This is a genomic window from Candidatus Pelagibacter sp. HIMB1485 (assembly GCF_052048055.1).
Taxonomy (GTDB): Bacteria; Pseudomonadota; Alphaproteobacteria; order Pelagibacterales; family Pelagibacteraceae; genus Pelagibacter.
In genome coordinates, this window is sequence record NZ_JBNAIN010000002.1 from 825,148 (window position 1) to 840,317 (window position 15,170).

Here is a 15,170-nt window from a genome sequence, read left to right on the forward strand (position 1 = left end):
TAAGTAACAAAAACCTATTGCAATATAATATATAATATCCATATTAATCCTATGGACGTTAAAATATCATTACCGTTATTACCTTTAAGAGACATTGTAGTCTTCCCAAGCATGGTAATACCTCTATTTGTAGGAAGAGATAAATCTATTTCTGCACTTAATGAGGTGATGAAAAAAGATAAGAAGATCATTCTTGTAACACAAAAAAACTCAGAGATTGATGATCCCAAGAAAACAGACGTATTTATGTATGGTTGTGAGGGAAGTATCCTACAATTATTAAAGTTACCAGATGGAACTGTAAAAGTTTTAGTAGAAGGAATTAAAAGAGTTAAAATTTTAGACTTTAAAGATAATGAGAAATTTATTACGTGTGACTATACATATTTCAATGATATCTTACCAAAAGATGAGGATTTATTTCCTTTAGCAGCTACTGCTTTAAGAAGATTAGAAAAGTTAACTTCAATAAATAAGAAAATTTCGAACGAAACAATAAACACCATTAAGCAGTTAAAAGATCCTTCGCAAATAGCTGATAATATTGCCTCACACATCACAGCTACAATTTCAGAAAAACAACAAATTTTTGAAACCGTTGATGTTAAGAAGAGATTAAATGCCATAATTAAAATTATGGAAAATGAAACAAGTATTATCGGAGTAGAGAAAAGAATTCGAGGAAGAGTTAAAACTCAAATGGAGAAAACCCAGAGGGAATATTACTTAAATGAACAACTTAAAGCTATTCAAAAAGAACTTGGTGAGATTGAAGACGGTAAAGACGAAACTACTAGTTTAAATAAAGCTATAACAAAAGCAAAAATGCCAAAAGAAGTTGAAAAGAAATGCCTACAAGAGCTTAAAAAATTGAAGAACATGAGCCCAATGTCAGCCGAAGCTACAGTGGTTAGAAACTACCTTGATTGGATGACGGAACTACCTTGGCACAAGAAAAGTGAAGTTGATATCGATTTAACGAAGGCATTAAATATTCTTGATAAAGATCATTTTGGACTAGAGAAAGTTAAAGAAAGAATAATAGAATTTTTAGCTGTTCAAAAAAGAATGGAAAAAATTAAAGGCCCAATATTATGTTTAGTTGGCCCCCCTGGTGTTGGTAAAACATCTTTAGGTAAATCTATTGCTAAAGCAACTAACAGAGAATTTGTTAGAATGTCTGTAGGTGGGATGAGAGACGAAGCAGAAATAAGAGGGCACAGAAGAACTTATATCGGATCATTACCAGGTAAAATAATTCAAATGATGAAAAAAGCTGGAACAAAAAATCCTCTAATTTTACTAGATGAGATAGATAAAATTGGAAATGATTATAGAGGTGATCCATCCTCAGCATTATTAGAAGCGCTAGACCCGGAACAAAATACAACTTTTAACGATCACTATTTAGAAGTTGATTATGATTTATCTGATGTAATGTTTGTAACAACGGCAAATACTTTAAATATATTGCCTCCATTATTGGACAGAATGGAAGTAATAAGATTAGCTGGTTACACTGAGGATGAAAAAATTAGTATAGCTAATAAATATCTACTTCCTAAACAAATTAAAGATAATGGTGTTAAAGAAAAAGAAATGAAATTGGAAGATGACATCATAAAAGAAGTAATTAGAGGATACACAAAAGAGTCAGGAGTTAGAAATTTAGAAAGAGAAATTTCTAAACTTGCTAGAAAAGTTGTTAAGAAAATTGTAGCTGGTGAAGAAAAAGAAGTCCAAATTAATAATAAAAATTTATCTGATTTTCTTGGTGTAGCTAAATTTAAATTTGGGGAATTAGAATCAGAAAATAGAGTGGGTATTGTAACTGGACTTGCTTGGACTGAATATGGTGGTGAAATTTTAAAAATTGAAACAGTAACTATGCCTGGAAAAGGAAGAATGCAAATTACTGGTAAGTTAGGTGATGTGATGCAAGAATCTGTAAAAGCTGCAAAATCTTTTGTTAGATCAAAGTGTCTAGAGTATGGAATTATTCCACCTTTATTTGAGAAAAAAGATTTTCACATTCATGTACCAGAAGGAGCAACACCAAAAGATGGTCCATCTGCTGGAATAGGAATGGTTACTTCAATTGTTTCTTCGATTACAAACATACCTGTGAGAAGAGATGTTGCAATGACTGGTGAGGTAACATTAACAGGTCAAGTATTACCAATAGGTGGTCTTAAAGAAAAATTATTAGCTGCCCATAGAGCTGGAATTAAAGAAGTTTTGATTCCAAAAGAAAATGAAAAAGATTTGGTGGATATGCCTAAGAAAATTATAGATGATATTAAAATTACACCAGTTGAATATGCTGACCAGGTAATTAAAATTGCTTTAACTAAAGAACTTAAACCTACGGAATGGGTTGAGGTAGATTTAGCTAAAAAAGACGATAAATCTCAAGCTAGTATTCAATAATAATTAATTTACTTTATTTAAGTGTTGATGTAATAAGTAGCACTGTTTTGGGGCGGTTAGCTCAGTTGGTAGAGCATCTCGTTTACACCGAGGGGGTCAAAGGTTCGAGTCCTTTACTGCCCACCAAACAAATTAAGTGGGGGTGTAGCTCAGTTGGTTAGAGCGATCGCCTGTCACGCGATAGGTCGAGGGTTCGAGTCCCTTCACTCCCGCCACTTTTTCCCAATAAACTGTCTGTTAATATTAATAAAATGTGACTTATCTTCCCTTCAACATCAGATAAAAACTGATATATAGATTTTCATGTTATCTGAATTTTTAAAAGATTACCTACCGATTATTCTATTTTTAGTTATTGCTCTTGGTTTAAGTGTTGCTTTTGTAGTATTAAATTTTTTACTTTCTCCAAAAAAACCTGATCCAGAAAAGTTATCTGCATATGAATGTGGTTTCGAACCATTTCAAGACTCTAGAATGGAGTTCGATGTAAGATTTTACTTAGTTGCAATTCTATTTATCATATTTGATCTTGAAATTGCTTTTCTATTTCCATGGGCAATATCATTAGGAAACATTGGTCTATTAGGTTTTTCATCAATGATGATTTTTCTATTCATACTAACAGTTGGTTTTATTTATGAGTGGAAAAAAGGCGCTCTAGATTGGGAATAAAATTAATTTAATGAACGATAAAATAGAACAAGTTCCTGAAGAGTTTAAACAACTTGCTAAAGATTTTAGTAAAAATGGTTTTATAACCACATCGTTGGATAACTTAATTAATTGGTCTAGATCTGGCTCTTTACATTGGATGACTTTTGGTCTTGCATGCTGTGCAGTTGAAATGATGCAAACAGCAATGCCTAGATATGACCTGGAAAGATTTGGAGCTGCTCCACGTGGATCACCAAGACAATCAGATGTAATGATTGTTGCCGGAACATTGACAAATAAAATGGCACCAGCTTTAAGAAAAGTTTATGATCAAATGCCAGAACCGAGATATGTAATTTCTATGGGTAGCTGTGCTAATGGTGGAGGTTATTATCATTATTCTTATTCAGTTGTTAGAGGGTGTGATCGTATAGTTCCAGTTGATGTATACGTTCCAGGATGTCCTCCTTCAGCTGAGGCATTATTATATGGAATTTTGCAATTACAAAAAAAAATTAGAAAAAAGGGATCTTTTATAAGATAGTCATGAATAGTTTAGAGGATCTAGAAAAAAAAATTAATTCTGAGTTAACCACGAAAATTAACAATTCAGAAATAAAACATAATCAAATTTATCTAGAGACAGATAAAGATGATTTTTTAGATGTAATTTTATTTTTAAAAACTAATTTAGATACAAAATTTCGACAGTTAATAGATATTACAGTTGTAGATTATCCTGAAAATAATCAAAGATTTCAATTAGTTTACTTATTTTTAAGTCATGAGTTTAATCAAAGACTAGTTCTAAAATACTCTATTTCTGAAAATGAAGTTATACCTTCTTTAACAAGCGTTTTTCCTGCAGCAAATTGGATGGAAAGAGAAGTTTTTGATATGTATGGTGTAAATTTCAAAGATCATCCCGACTTAAGAAGAATACTTACAGATTATGGGTTTGAAGGACATCCTTTAAGAAAAGATTTTCCTTTAACTGGTCATTCTGAAGTTAGGTATAGCGAAGATCAAAAAAAAGTTATCAGCGAACCAGTTAAACTAGAGCAAAATTACAGAAATTTTGATTACGAGAGTCCTTGGGAAGGAACAAAATATATTAAAGAAGAAATTGAAAATAATGACAAAAAAAATTAAAAATTTAAATCTAAACTTTGGTCCTCAACATCCAGCAGCTCACGGCGTATTAAGATTAATATTAGAATTAGACGGTGAGGTTGTTGAAAAAGCAGACCCACATATAGGTTTACTCCATAGGGGTACAGAAAAATTAATTGAAAACAAGACATATATGCAAGCTGTTCCTTATTTTGACCGTTTGGATTATGTAGCTCCAATGAATCAAGAACATGCCTTTGCTCTTGCTGTAGAAAAAATTCTTAAAATAGATGTACCGATTAGAGCTCAGTATATAAGAGTTATTTTTTGTGAAATAGGAAGGATATTAAGTCATATTCTTAACGTAACAACTCAAGCACTTGATGTTGGTGCTTTAACTCCATCACTTTGGGGATTTGAAGAGCGAGAAACGTTAATGACTTTTTATGAAAGAGCTTCTGGATCAAGATTACACGCTAACTACTTTAGAGCAGGCGGTGTTCATCAAGATTTACCAAAAGGTTTAGAGGAAGATATATCAAACTTTTGCGATACATTTCCAAAAGTGATTAATGATTTAGAAAGTCTCTTAACAGACAATAGAATTTTTAAACAAAGAAATGTTGATATTGGAATTGTAAGTAAAGAGGATGCTTTAGATTATTCTTTTTCAGGTGTTATGATTAGAGGATCAGGAGTGCCTTGGGATTTAAGAAAATCTCAACCTTATGATTGTTATGAGGATTTAGATTTTAAAATACCAGTTGGAAAAAATGGTGATTGCTACGATAGATATTTATGTAGAATTGAAGAAATGAAAGAGAGTGTTTCTATTATCAAACAGTGTTTATCTAAAATGGAAAAAGGTCCAATTAAATCATTAGATGGTAAAATTAGTCCACCATCAAAAAAAGATATTAAACAGTCAATGGAAGCATTAATTCATCATTTTAAATTATTTACTGAGGGTTATAGAGTACCTAAAGACGAAATTTATACAGCTGTTGAAGCACCAAAGGGAGAATTTGGAGTATATTTAATTTCTGATGGTTCGAGCAAACCTTATAAATGCAAGATTAGAGCACCAGGATTTTCACATTTGCAATCAATGGATTATTTAATTAAAGGACACATGTTAGCAGATGTACCAGCTGTTCTAGGTTCATTAGATATTGTTTTTGGTGAGGTGGATAGATGAGTTTAAGAAAACCAGCAAAAGATCAACCAGAGAGTTTTGAATTTAATGAATCCTCTTTAGAAGCGGCAAATAATATTGTTGCAAAATATCCAAATGGAAAACAACAAAGTGCTGTGATGGCCTTGCTTTATATTGCTCAAAGACAAAATAATAATTGGATACCATTAGCTGCAATGAAGTATATCGCTAAGTTTTTAGACATGCCTTATATAAAAGTTTATGAGGTGGCTACTTTCTATACTATGTACAATCTATCACCAGTTGGTAAATATTTTGTTCAAGTATGCACTACAACACCATGTATGATAAGAGGAGCAAATAAATTAGTTGAAGCTTGTAAGGAAAAAATTTCTGAAAATGAATGTGAATTATCAAGCGATAAGAGTTGTTCATGGATGGAGGTTGAGTGTCTTGGTGCATGTGTGACCGCTCCTATGATGCAAATAAATGATGATTATTACGAAGATCTTGATAAAGAAAAAACATCTGAGATTTTAGATAAAATTTTAAATGGAGAAACTCCAAAACCAGGTTCATACAGAGGAAGAATTAATAATGAGCCAGAGAACAATAGAAAAACACTAACAGATTTAAAAAATGCTTAAAGATCAAGATAGAATTTTTCAAAATTTATACAATGATAAAGGCTCTGATGTAGCAGCGTCACAATTAAGAGGTGATTGGGTAAACACTAAAGAAATTACTGAAAAAGGAAGAGATTGGATTATTAATGAAATTAAAGAGTCTCAGCTTAGAGGTCGAGGTGGCGCAGGGTTTCCTACAGGTTTAAAGTGGTCATTTGCACCAAAAGAAGTTGGATCAAGACCACACTATTTAGTTATTAATGGTGATGAGTCTGAACCAGGTACTTGTAAAGATAGAGATATTTTAAGATTTGAACCTCATAAATTAATAGAGGGTTGTCTAATAGCATCATACGCAGTTCAAGCACACGTTTGCTACATATATATTAGGGGAGAATATTTTGTTGATGGGCAAAAACTTCAAGCTGCAATTGATGAAGCTTATGAGAAAAAACTATTAGGAAAAAATGCAGCTGGAACTGGCTGGGATTTAGATATTTATATTCACTATGGAGCAGGAGCGTATATTTGTGGTGAAGAAACAGCATTACTTGAAAGTTTAGAAGGTAAAAAAGGTCAACCAAGATTAAAACCACCTTTCCCAGCTTTGATTGGTTTATATGGATGTCCAACTATAATTAATAATGTTGAAACGATTGCTGTGGTACCAACTATTTTACGAAGAGGAGCAAAATGGTTTGCTTCTTTAGGAAGAGAAAAAAATACAGGTACTAAAATTTTCTGTATTTCTGGAAATGTTAATAATCCTTGTAATGTGGAAGAGGAGATGAGCATTCCTTTAAAAGAATTAATAGAAGTTCACGCTGGTGGAGTGATTGGCGGATGGGATAATTTACAAGCTGTAATACCAGGTGGATCCTCTATGCCTTTAATTCCAAAAGATAGATGTGAAACATTAAAGATGGATTTTGATGCGTGTGTCGAAGAAAAAAGTGGATTAGGAACGGCGGGAATAGTGGTTATTAATAAAGATCAAGACATTATTAAATGTATGGCGAGAATTGCTAGATTTTACAAACACGAAAGTTGTGGACAATGTACACCTTGCAGAGAAGGTTCTGGATGGATGTGGCGAATGCTTGAACGTATGGCAAAAGGCGATGCAACTAAAGATGAAGTAGACATGTTAGGAGATGTAACAACCCAAATCGCTGGTCATACAATTTGTGCATTTGGAGAAGGTTCTTCATGGCCAGTTCAAGGTTTGTTAAGACATTTTAAAAAAGAAATTCAAGAAAGAAACAATTTGGAACCAATTGTTCAGAAAAAAAATAATATACCTTATTTGGTTGATCAACATTTATTAGATAAAAAAAATGCTTAAATTAAAAGTAAATGACATTGATGTAGAAGTTGAGGAAGGACTAACAGTACTTCAAGCCTGTGAAAAAGCAGGAGTTGAGATACCTAGATTTTGTTATCATGAAAAATTATCTATAGCTGGAAACTGTAGAATGTGTTTGGTTGAAATGGAAAAATCACCAAAACCCATTGCATCATGCGCAATGCCTGCAGCTGAGGGAATGAACATTAAAACAAATACAAGCTTAGTTGAAAAGGCTAGAAAAGGTGTAATGGAATTTTTACTAGCAAATCATCCTTTAGATTGTCCTGTTTGTGACCAAGGTGGTGAGTGTGATCTTCAAGATCAATCAATGTTTTATGGGGTAGATAAATCAAGGTTTAAAGAAAACAAAAGAGCAGTTCCTGAAAAAAATATGGGACCATTAATCAAAACTCAAATGACAAGATGCATACATTGTACAAGATGTGTAAGATTTGCTACTGAAGTTGCAGGAGTCCCAGAACTTGGTGCTATAGGTAGGGGTGAGGATATGCAAATTACAACATATCTTGAGCAATCAATGCAATCAGAATTATCTGCCAATGTAGTTGATTTATGTCCTGTTGGAGCTTTGACTTCAAAACCTTATGTTTTTGAAGCGAGACCTTGGGAATTAAAAAAGACTGAAACTATTGATGTTATGGATGCAATAGGTTCAAATATTAGAGTTGATACGTACGATTGGGAAGTAAAAAGAGTTCTTCCAATAATAAATGAAGATATTAACGAAGAATGGATTTCAGATAAAACTAGATACGCATGTGATGGCTTACTTCATCAAAGATTAGATTCTCCATATATTAGATACAACGGTAAATTTGAGAAAGCTTCGTGGCAAGAAGTTTATAAAATAATAAAATCTAAGTTAGAAAATACATCTAAAGAAAAAGTATCTGGTTTTGTTGGAGATTTAACAAACATGGAAACTGCTTACATATTTAAAGAATTTTTTGACCGAACAGTTGAAACTGAAAATTATGAGTCAAGATCAGATAATAGATATATTAATATTTCAAAAAGAGAAAATTATTTGTTTAATTCCTCAATTAACGGAATTGAAGACGCTGATTTAATTTTATTGCTGGGCGCCAATCCTAGATACGAAGCCACAATCTTAAATGCAAGAATTAGAAAATCTTATCTAAATAATAGTACAAGAATTGTATCATTAAATGATTGTGGAGATCTAACTTATCCTTATGAAAGTTTAGATGGGCAAACTAAAACAATTAAAGAAATTATGGATGACACACATAAACTTTCAAAAGAAATAGAAAGTGCAAAAAAACCAATGATAATAATTGGTGAGTCCTTACTAAGATTAGAACATGCACAATATTTGTTTGATAATTTAAAAGATTTTTTGAATAAAAAAAACAAGTTCTCAGAAGATTGGAATCCTATGAATGTTTTATCATGTGATGCAGCAACTGTAGGAAATTTTGATTTAGGAGTTTTAAATAATAAAATTAATTTAATAGAAGATTTAAAATCAAATAAATTTGAAATAGTGTTTTTAATAGGTCAGGATAACTTAAACTTTGTTAAAAAAAATGAATTTGTTATTTATCAAGGGAGCCATGGTGACAAAGGCGCAGAGTGTGCAGATATAATTTTACCAGGCTCAGCATACACAGAACAAGACGGTTATTATACAAATTTAGAGGGAAAAATTCAAAAAGCATTTAAGGCTTCTTATCCCCCTGGAGATGCAAAAGAAGATTGGCAGATAATAAATGAACTAGCTGAATTCATGAATAATAGAAAATTGTTTAATGATAAAGAAGAGCTAGATAGCAGCATGTTAAATTATTTAAAATTGCAAAGTGAAAAACAAACTGAACAAAATAATAACAACTCGAATTCTGATTTTAATAATGAAAATTTAAAAATTGAAATTAAAGATTATTATTTTTCAAACGTTGTTGCTAAATCATCAAAAACAATGATTGAGTGCAATAATGCAAAAACGAATTTAAAATCAACAGGCACAGAAGGTTAAGATGGAATATTTGAATATAGTTTTTCAAGAGGTATACAAAATTCTATTTTTGTTGGTTCCAGTTTTGGTTTCTGTAGCTATGATTGTTTGGCTAGATAGAAGAGTTTGGGCTTTTGTTCAAAAAAGACAAGGACCAAATGTAGTTGGACCATTTGGATTACTTCAATCATTAGCTGATGCGTTGAAATATATTTTTAAAGAAATAATCATCCCATCAAGCTCAAACAAAGTAATCTTTATATTAGCACCTATCGTTACTATGACATTAGCTTTGATTGCGTGGGCCGTTATACCATTTAGCGCAACGCAGGTTTTAGCGGATATTAATGTTGGTATACTTTATCTATTTGCTGTTTCATCGCTAGGTGTTTATGGAATAATTATGGGAGGATGGGCTTCAAACTCTAAATATCCTTTCTTAGGTGCAATTAGATCTGCAGCTCAAATGGTATCGTATGAAGTTTCAATTGGGGTTATTATTATCAATGTATTGTTGTGTGTTGGTTCATTAAATTTGAATGACATCGTAATTGCTCAACAAAATCTATGGTTTGTAATTCCATTATTTCCAATGTTTGTAATATTTTTTATCTCTGCTTTAGCTGAAACTAATAGACCACCTTTTGATTTACCTGAAGCCGAAGCAGAATTAGTTGCTGGATACCAGACAGAATATTCAGGAATGATGTATGCAATGTTTTGGTTAGGTGAGTATGCCAACATTTTATTGATGTGTGCTATGGGAACTATATTATTCTTAGGTGGTTGGTTATCTCCAATAGATATTTATCCATTTACTTTAGTACCAGGTGCAATTTGGTTAATTTTAAAAATTTTACTTTTATTTTTCTTATTTGCTTTAGTAAAAGCAATTGTGCCAAGATATAGATATGACCAATTAATGAGATTAGGTTGGAAAGTATTTCTTCCTTTGTCTTTAACTTGGGTTGTTTTAACTGCAAGTTATTTATTTTACTTCAACCTTTTACCAACAAACTAATTATGAATTTATCTAGATTTTTTAAAACTATTTTCATGGTAGATTTTGTAGGAGGATTATTCATTGCAATAAAAGAATTGTTTAAACCAAAAAAAACAATCAATTATCCTTTTGAAAAAGGAAAAATTAGCCCAAGATTTAGAGGTGAGCATGCTTTAAGAAGATATCCAAATGGTGAAGAAAGATGTATTGCATGCAAACTTTGTGAAGCTGTATGTCCTGCTCAAGCAATTACAATTGAATCTGCTCAAAGAGAGGACGGCAGTAGAAAAACTACTCGGTATGACATCGATATGATGAAATGCATTTATTGTGGCTTATGTGAAGAAGCTTGTCCAGTTGATGCTATAGTCCAAGGTCCAAATTTTGAATTTTCGACTGAGACAAGAGAAGAATTATATTACACAAAAGAGAAATTATTAGATAACGGCGACAGATGGGAGAATATTCTAGACGCTAATATTAAAGCGGATAGTTCACATAGATAAATGATTGCTCACGCTATTTTCTTCTACACTTTTTCTATAATTGCAGTTGTTTCTGCAATAATGGTTACAGTATCTAAAAATACTGTCCACTCAGTATTTTTTTTAATATTAGATTTTATCAGTATTTCTTGTCTATTTATAATGATTGGTGCTGAGTTCTTGGGCATGATAATGTTAATTGTCTACGTTGGAGCCGTAGCAGTTTTATTTCTTTTTGTTGTAATGATGCTAAATGTTGCTCAACAAAAAAATCAATGGTTTGCTTCTGCAGCTAGCTCAAAACATATTCCTGTTGGATTAATTATTAGTACAATCATTTTCTTTGAACTAATTATTGTAATTGGCGGATGGAAATACAAACCAGAGATTTTTGATGTTAACAATTTATTAAAAGTTTCAGACTTAAGTAACACACACTCATTAGGTCAAGTATTGTATACTGATTACATACATATTTTTCAAATAAGTGGTATGATTTTGTTAGTTGCAATGGTTGGAGCAATCGTTCTGACTTTTAGACAAAGATCAAACGTCAAAAGACAAAGTTATATAAAACAAATTTCTCGTGAAAGAGCAGAAGGAGTAAGTGTTTTAGAAGTTGCTTCTAACAAAGGAGTTAAAATAGATGACTGAGATAGGTTTAGGACACTATTTAACTTTAGGTGCTGTTATATTTTCAATTGGAATTATTGGAATTTTTCTTAATAGAAAAAATATTATTGTTATATTGATGAGTATTGAGTTGATTTTATTAGCTGTAAACATCAATTTAGTTGCTTTTTCAATTTTTCTCGGAGATTTAGCTGGTCAAGTATTTACCTTATTTATTTTAACTGTAGCAGCTGCAGAAGCTGCAATTGGTTTAGCTATAATCGTTGTTTACTATAGAAACTCTGGAACTATCAGAGTTGAAGAAATTGATGAGTTGAAAGGATAATAATGGAACTTTCAATTTTATTTCTTCCACTAATAGCATCAATTATTTCAGGTTTTTTTGGGCGTTACATTGGTGATAGAAATTCTGAAATAGTAACTAGTGCATTAGTCTCTATATCTGCGATTTTATCAATAATTGTTTTATATCAGGTAATCATTAATCAATATGAAGAAAATATTGTTATAGCAACCTGGATTAATTCAGGTTCACTTGATGTTAATTGGTCAATGTTAATTGATCCTCTATCAGCTGTAATGTTGGTTGTAGTTACTTCTGTATCAGCATTAGTTCATATTTATTCAATTGGTTACATGTCTCACGATCCACATAAACCAAGATTTATGGCTTACCTATCATTATTTACATTTGCAATGTTAATGCTTGTAACATCAGATAATTTTATTCAACTATTTTTTGGTTGGGAGGGAGTTGGACTTTGCTCATATTTTTTAATTGGTTTTTGGTTTAAAAAAGAGAGTGCTAATGCAGCTGCAATCAAAGCATTTGTTGTTAATAGAGTAGGTGACTTTGGTTTTGCATTAGGTATTTTTTTAGTTTTTTATTTATTTGGAACTGTAAATTATGACGAAGTTTTCCAACAAATTCCAACAGTTGTAGATAAAGATTTATCCTTCTTAGGTTTTGAGGTTAAAGCGATAGATTTGGTTTGCTTATTGTTATTTATCGGAGCTATGGGTAAATCAGCTCAAATCTTACTTCATACATGGTTACCTGATGCGATGGAGGGACCAACGCCAGTTTCTGCTTTAATTCATGCTGCAACAATGGTTACTGCAGGCGTATTTTTAGTTGTTAGATGTTCACCTATATATGAATTTTCTCCAGTAATTTTAAACTTGATTACTGTAGTTGGAATGACAACAGCTTTTTTTGCTGCAACGGTAGCTTTGGTTCAAACAGATATTAAAAAAATAATTGCTTATTCAACTTGTAGTCAGTTAGGTTACATGTTTTTCGCAGCTGGTGTAGGAGCTTACAATGTTGCTATGTTTCATTTATTTACGCATGCATTTTTTAAAGCTTTATTATTTTTAGGATCAGGATCAGTAATTCATGCTTTTAAAGATGAGCAAAATATTAATAACATGGGAGGTGTATGGAGAAAATTACCTTACACTTATGCTTTAATGATTATAGGAACTCTTGCTTTAACAGGTTTTCCTTTCTTATCAGGCTTCTATTCAAAAGATGCAATTATTGAATTTGCATACTTGAAAGGAAATACAACAGGTTATTATGCAGCTGGTATTGGAATAGTTACTGCATTTTTAACGTCAGTTTATTCGTGGAGACTAATATTCAAAACATTTCATGGCGAATATAATAATAAAGAGATTAAAATTGAGGAAACACACGAGTCACCTTTGGTAATGCTTGTTCCGTTATTTGTGCTTTCTATTGGTGCAATTTTTGCAGGCATGTTATTTAAAGATTTGTTCATTGGACATGGTGGTGAAAATTACTTTTGGTCAGAATCAATCAAATTTTTAGAACCTCTAAGCACAGATCATCCACCAACATGGTTTTTACTTTTAACACCTAGTTTAGTTATCCTATCAATACCTATTGCTTATTACTTATTTGTTAAGAACAAAGAGTTGCCAAATGAAATAGCTTCAATGAATAAACCTTTATACAATTTTCTTGTCAATAAATGGTACTTTGATGAGTTGTATGAGTTTATTTTTATTAAATCATCGAAAAAACTAGGGACTTTTTTATGGAAAGTTTGTGATGGAACTATAATAGATGGATTTGGTCCTGATGGAATTTCTTCTTTTATAAAAAAATGTTCAATTAAAGCAAATAAATTTCAAAGTGGTTTTATATATCAATATGCTTTTGTAATGTTGTTAGGTTTTTCTGCTTTATTAACCTTTTTGATAGTTAAATAATGAGCTTTCCAATTTTATCATCTTTAATCTTGTTACCAACTATAGGATCTCTTTTTCTATTTTTTACAAAAGATAAAGATGGAAATAATTCAACAGCTAAATATGTAGCTTTATTTACAAGTATAGTTAATTTTTTAATTTCTATTTATTTATGGATATCTTTTGACCAAAGCATATCTGATTTTCAATTTGTTGAAGACAGAACATGGATTGAAGGATTTATTAATTATAAAGTTGGTGTCGATGGAATTTCTATATTATTTATAATCTTAACAACATTCATAACTCCACTTTGTATTATTTCAGTTAACAATTCAGTAAAAAATAGATTAAGAGATTTTTTAATTGCAATTTTAATCATGGAAAGTTTCATGATTGGTGTGTTTTGTGCACTTGATTTAGTTGTTTTTTATTTATTTTTTGAGGCTGGATTAATTCCAATGTTTTTAATTATTGGTATTTGGGGTGGGCCAAAACGTGTTTATTCTGCATTTAAATTTTTCCTATATACTTTACTTGGATCGGTCTTAATGCTGGTTGCGATCATTTCAATATATTGGATATCAGGCACAACAGATGTAGTTAAACTTTATGAAATTGGAATTGATGCTAAATACCAAAATTTATTGTGGTTAGCTTTCTTTAGTTCTTTTGCAGTAAAAACACCTATGTGGCCTGTTCACACTTGGTTGCCAGATGCTCATGTTGAAGCTCCTACAGCCGGTTCAGTTTTGTTAGCTGCTATCTTGTTAAAAATGGCAGGATATGGTTTTATTAGATTTTCACTAGGGTTATTTCCTGTGGCTTCTGAAGTATTCACACCTCTTATTTATACTTTAAGTGCTATAGCAATAATTTTTACTTCTTTTATCGCTTTAATGCAGGAAGACATGAAAAAGCTAATTGCATATTCATCTGTTGCACATATGGGTTTTGTAACTTTAGGTATATTTACTCTTCAACAGCAAGGTATAGAAGGAAGTATAATTCAGATGATTAGTCATGGATTAGTTTCTGCAGCTCTATTTTTATGTGTTGGTGTTGTTTATGACCGTATGCATTCAAGGATGATAAGTTCTTATGGTGGTATAGTTGCCATAATACCAAAGTATTCGATTTTATTTATGTTATTTACATTAGCTGCCTTAGGGTTACCTGGAACAAGTGGTTTTATTGGTGAATTTTTAATTTTAATGGGTGCATTTAAAGATAATTTTTTAGTAGCTGTATTAGCAAGCCTAGGAGTAATTTTAGGAGCTGCTTATATGCTTTGGTTGTATAAAAGAGTTGTTTTTGGAAAATTAGTTAATGAGGATTTAAAGAAAATGTTGGATTTAAATAAATCAGAATATTTAATTTTAACTTGTTTAGCTATTCCAACTTTATTTTTTGGTTTTTATCCTGACCCTTTGATTAATACAATTGAGGTTTCCGTTTCAGATTTAATAAATATGCATAATATTAATTTAGCGAGTAAATAAC

14 protein-coding genes and 2 tRNA genes are annotated in these 15,170 nt (G+C 31.3%); all 16 read left to right on the forward strand.

Going from position 1 to position 15,170, the window contains the following annotated elements; translation table 11 throughout:
- Nucleotides 1-51 precede the first annotated feature (51 nt).
- Entirely contained in the window at nucleotides 52-2,430 is a 2,379-nt protein-coding gene (gene lon, locus ACTTA4_RS06800) for an endopeptidase La (protein ID WP_075506633.1), read from the forward strand.
- Nucleotides 2,431-2,480: 50 nt separating this feature from the next.
- Nucleotides 2,481-2,556 (forward strand) — tRNA-Val (locus ACTTA4_RS06805).
- 12 nt (nucleotides 2,557-2,568) lie between these two features.
- Nucleotides 2,569-2,645: transfer RNA gene (locus ACTTA4_RS06810), tRNA-Asp, on the forward strand.
- An 88-nt stretch (nucleotides 2,646-2,733) separates the two neighbouring features.
- Nucleotides 2,734-3,102, forward strand: a complete 369-nt coding sequence (locus tag ACTTA4_RS06815) for an NADH-quinone oxidoreductase subunit A (RefSeq protein ID WP_075506634.1) — start codon at nucleotides 2,734-2,736, stop codon at nucleotides 3,100-3,102.
- Nucleotides 3,103-3,112: 10 nt separating this feature from the next.
- Nucleotides 3,113-3,628: a NuoB/complex I 20 kDa subunit family protein gene (locus ACTTA4_RS06820; protein ID WP_425321967.1), complete on the forward strand. Its 516-nt coding sequence runs from the start codon at nucleotides 3,113-3,115 to the stop codon at nucleotides 3,626-3,628.
- 2 nt (nucleotides 3,629-3,630) lie between these two features.
- A complete protein-coding gene (locus tag ACTTA4_RS06825) occupies nucleotides 3,631-4,236 on the forward strand; it encodes an NADH-quinone oxidoreductase subunit C (RefSeq protein ID WP_440634060.1) in 606 nt (201 codons plus the stop codon).
- The gene (locus ACTTA4_RS06830) at nucleotides 4,220-5,395 is read left to right on the forward strand and encodes an NADH-quinone oxidoreductase subunit D (protein WP_218836792.1); all 1,176 of its coding nucleotides are present in this window, start codon (nucleotides 4,220-4,222) and stop codon (nucleotides 5,393-5,395) included. The genes ACTTA4_RS06825 and ACTTA4_RS06830 overlap by 17 nt, the downstream gene beginning before the upstream one ends.
- Nucleotides 5,392-6,000: an NADH-quinone oxidoreductase subunit NuoE gene (nuoE, locus tag ACTTA4_RS06835; protein ID WP_440634061.1), complete on the forward strand. Its 609-nt coding sequence runs from the start codon at nucleotides 5,392-5,394 to the stop codon at nucleotides 5,998-6,000. Before ACTTA4_RS06830 ends, nuoE begins: the two co-directional genes overlap by 4 nt.
- Nucleotides 5,993-7,324, forward strand: a complete 1,332-nt coding sequence (gene nuoF / locus ACTTA4_RS06840; protein WP_440634062.1) for an NADH-quinone oxidoreductase subunit NuoF — start codon at nucleotides 5,993-5,995, stop codon at nucleotides 7,322-7,324. Before nuoE ends, nuoF begins: the two co-directional genes overlap by 8 nt.
- Nucleotides 7,317-9,347: an NADH-quinone oxidoreductase subunit NuoG gene (nuoG, locus tag ACTTA4_RS06845; protein WP_440634063.1), complete on the forward strand. Its 2,031-nt coding sequence runs from the start codon at nucleotides 7,317-7,319 to the stop codon at nucleotides 9,345-9,347. Before nuoF ends, nuoG begins: the two co-directional genes overlap by 8 nt.
- 1 nt (nucleotide 9,348) lies before the next feature.
- Nucleotides 9,349-10,347, forward strand: coding sequence for an NADH-quinone oxidoreductase subunit NuoH (gene nuoH / locus ACTTA4_RS06850; RefSeq protein WP_440634064.1), 999 nt, complete (start codon nucleotides 9,349-9,351; stop codon nucleotides 10,345-10,347).
- A 2-nt stretch (nucleotides 10,348-10,349) separates the two neighbouring features.
- Complete coding sequence (nuoI, locus tag ACTTA4_RS06855; RefSeq protein ID WP_075506642.1) at nucleotides 10,350-10,835, forward strand: NADH-quinone oxidoreductase subunit NuoI; 486 nt, start codon at nucleotides 10,350-10,352, stop codon at nucleotides 10,833-10,835.
- Nucleotides 10,836-11,468: an NADH-quinone oxidoreductase subunit J gene (locus tag ACTTA4_RS06860; RefSeq protein WP_440634065.1), complete on the forward strand. Its 633-nt coding sequence runs from the start codon at nucleotides 10,836-10,838 to the stop codon at nucleotides 11,466-11,468.
- A complete protein-coding gene (gene nuoK, locus ACTTA4_RS06865) occupies nucleotides 11,461-11,772 on the forward strand; it encodes an NADH-quinone oxidoreductase subunit NuoK (RefSeq protein WP_440634066.1) in 312 nt (103 codons plus the stop codon). Before ACTTA4_RS06860 ends, nuoK begins: the two co-directional genes overlap by 8 nt.
- Before the next feature lie 2 nt (nucleotides 11,773-11,774).
- Nucleotides 11,775-13,688: an NADH-quinone oxidoreductase subunit L gene (nuoL, locus tag ACTTA4_RS06870; protein WP_440634067.1), complete on the forward strand. Its 1,914-nt coding sequence runs from the start codon at nucleotides 11,775-11,777 to the stop codon at nucleotides 13,686-13,688.
- A complete protein-coding gene (locus ACTTA4_RS06875; protein WP_440634068.1) occupies nucleotides 13,688-15,169 on the forward strand; it encodes an NADH-quinone oxidoreductase subunit M in 1,482 nt (493 codons plus the stop codon). Before nuoL ends, ACTTA4_RS06875 begins: the two co-directional genes overlap by 1 nt.
- The last annotated feature ends 1 nt before the right edge of the window (nucleotide 15,170 follow it).

Coding starts and splice junctions, on each gene's coding strand:
- nuoI (WP_075506642.1), top strand. CDS start 10,350: ATGAATTTATCTAGATTTTTTAAAACTATTTTCATGGTAGATTTTGTA.
- nuoK (WP_440634066.1), top strand. CDS start 11,461: ATGACTGAGATAGGTTTAGGACACTATTTAACTTTAGGTGCTGTTATA.
- nuoF (WP_440634062.1), top strand. CDS start 5,993: ATGCTTAAAGATCAAGATAGAATTTTTCAAAATTTATACAATGATAAA.
- ACTTA4_RS06820 (WP_425321967.1), top strand. CDS start 3,113: ATGAACGATAAAATAGAACAAGTTCCTGAAGAGTTTAAACAACTTGCT.
- nuoL (WP_440634067.1), top strand. CDS start 11,775: ATGGAACTTTCAATTTTATTTCTTCCACTAATAGCATCAATTATTTCA.
- lon (WP_075506633.1), top strand. CDS start 52: ATGGACGTTAAAATATCATTACCGTTATTACCTTTAAGAGACATTGTA.
- ACTTA4_RS06815 (WP_075506634.1), top strand. CDS start 2,734: ATGTTATCTGAATTTTTAAAAGATTACCTACCGATTATTCTATTTTTA.
- ACTTA4_RS06875 (WP_440634068.1), top strand. CDS start 13,688: ATGAGCTTTCCAATTTTATCATCTTTAATCTTGTTACCAACTATAGGA.
- nuoE (WP_440634061.1), top strand. CDS start 5,392: ATGAGTTTAAGAAAACCAGCAAAAGATCAACCAGAGAGTTTTGAATTT.
- nuoH (WP_440634064.1), top strand. CDS start 9,349: ATGGAATATTTGAATATAGTTTTTCAAGAGGTATACAAAATTCTATTT.
- ACTTA4_RS06860 (WP_440634065.1), top strand. CDS start 10,836: ATGATTGCTCACGCTATTTTCTTCTACACTTTTTCTATAATTGCAGTT.
- ACTTA4_RS06830 (WP_218836792.1), top strand. CDS start 4,220: ATGACAAAAAAAATTAAAAATTTAAATCTAAACTTTGGTCCTCAACAT.
- nuoG (WP_440634063.1), top strand. CDS start 7,317: ATGCTTAAATTAAAAGTAAATGACATTGATGTAGAAGTTGAGGAAGGA.
- ACTTA4_RS06825 (WP_440634060.1), top strand. CDS start 3,631: ATGAATAGTTTAGAGGATCTAGAAAAAAAAATTAATTCTGAGTTAACC.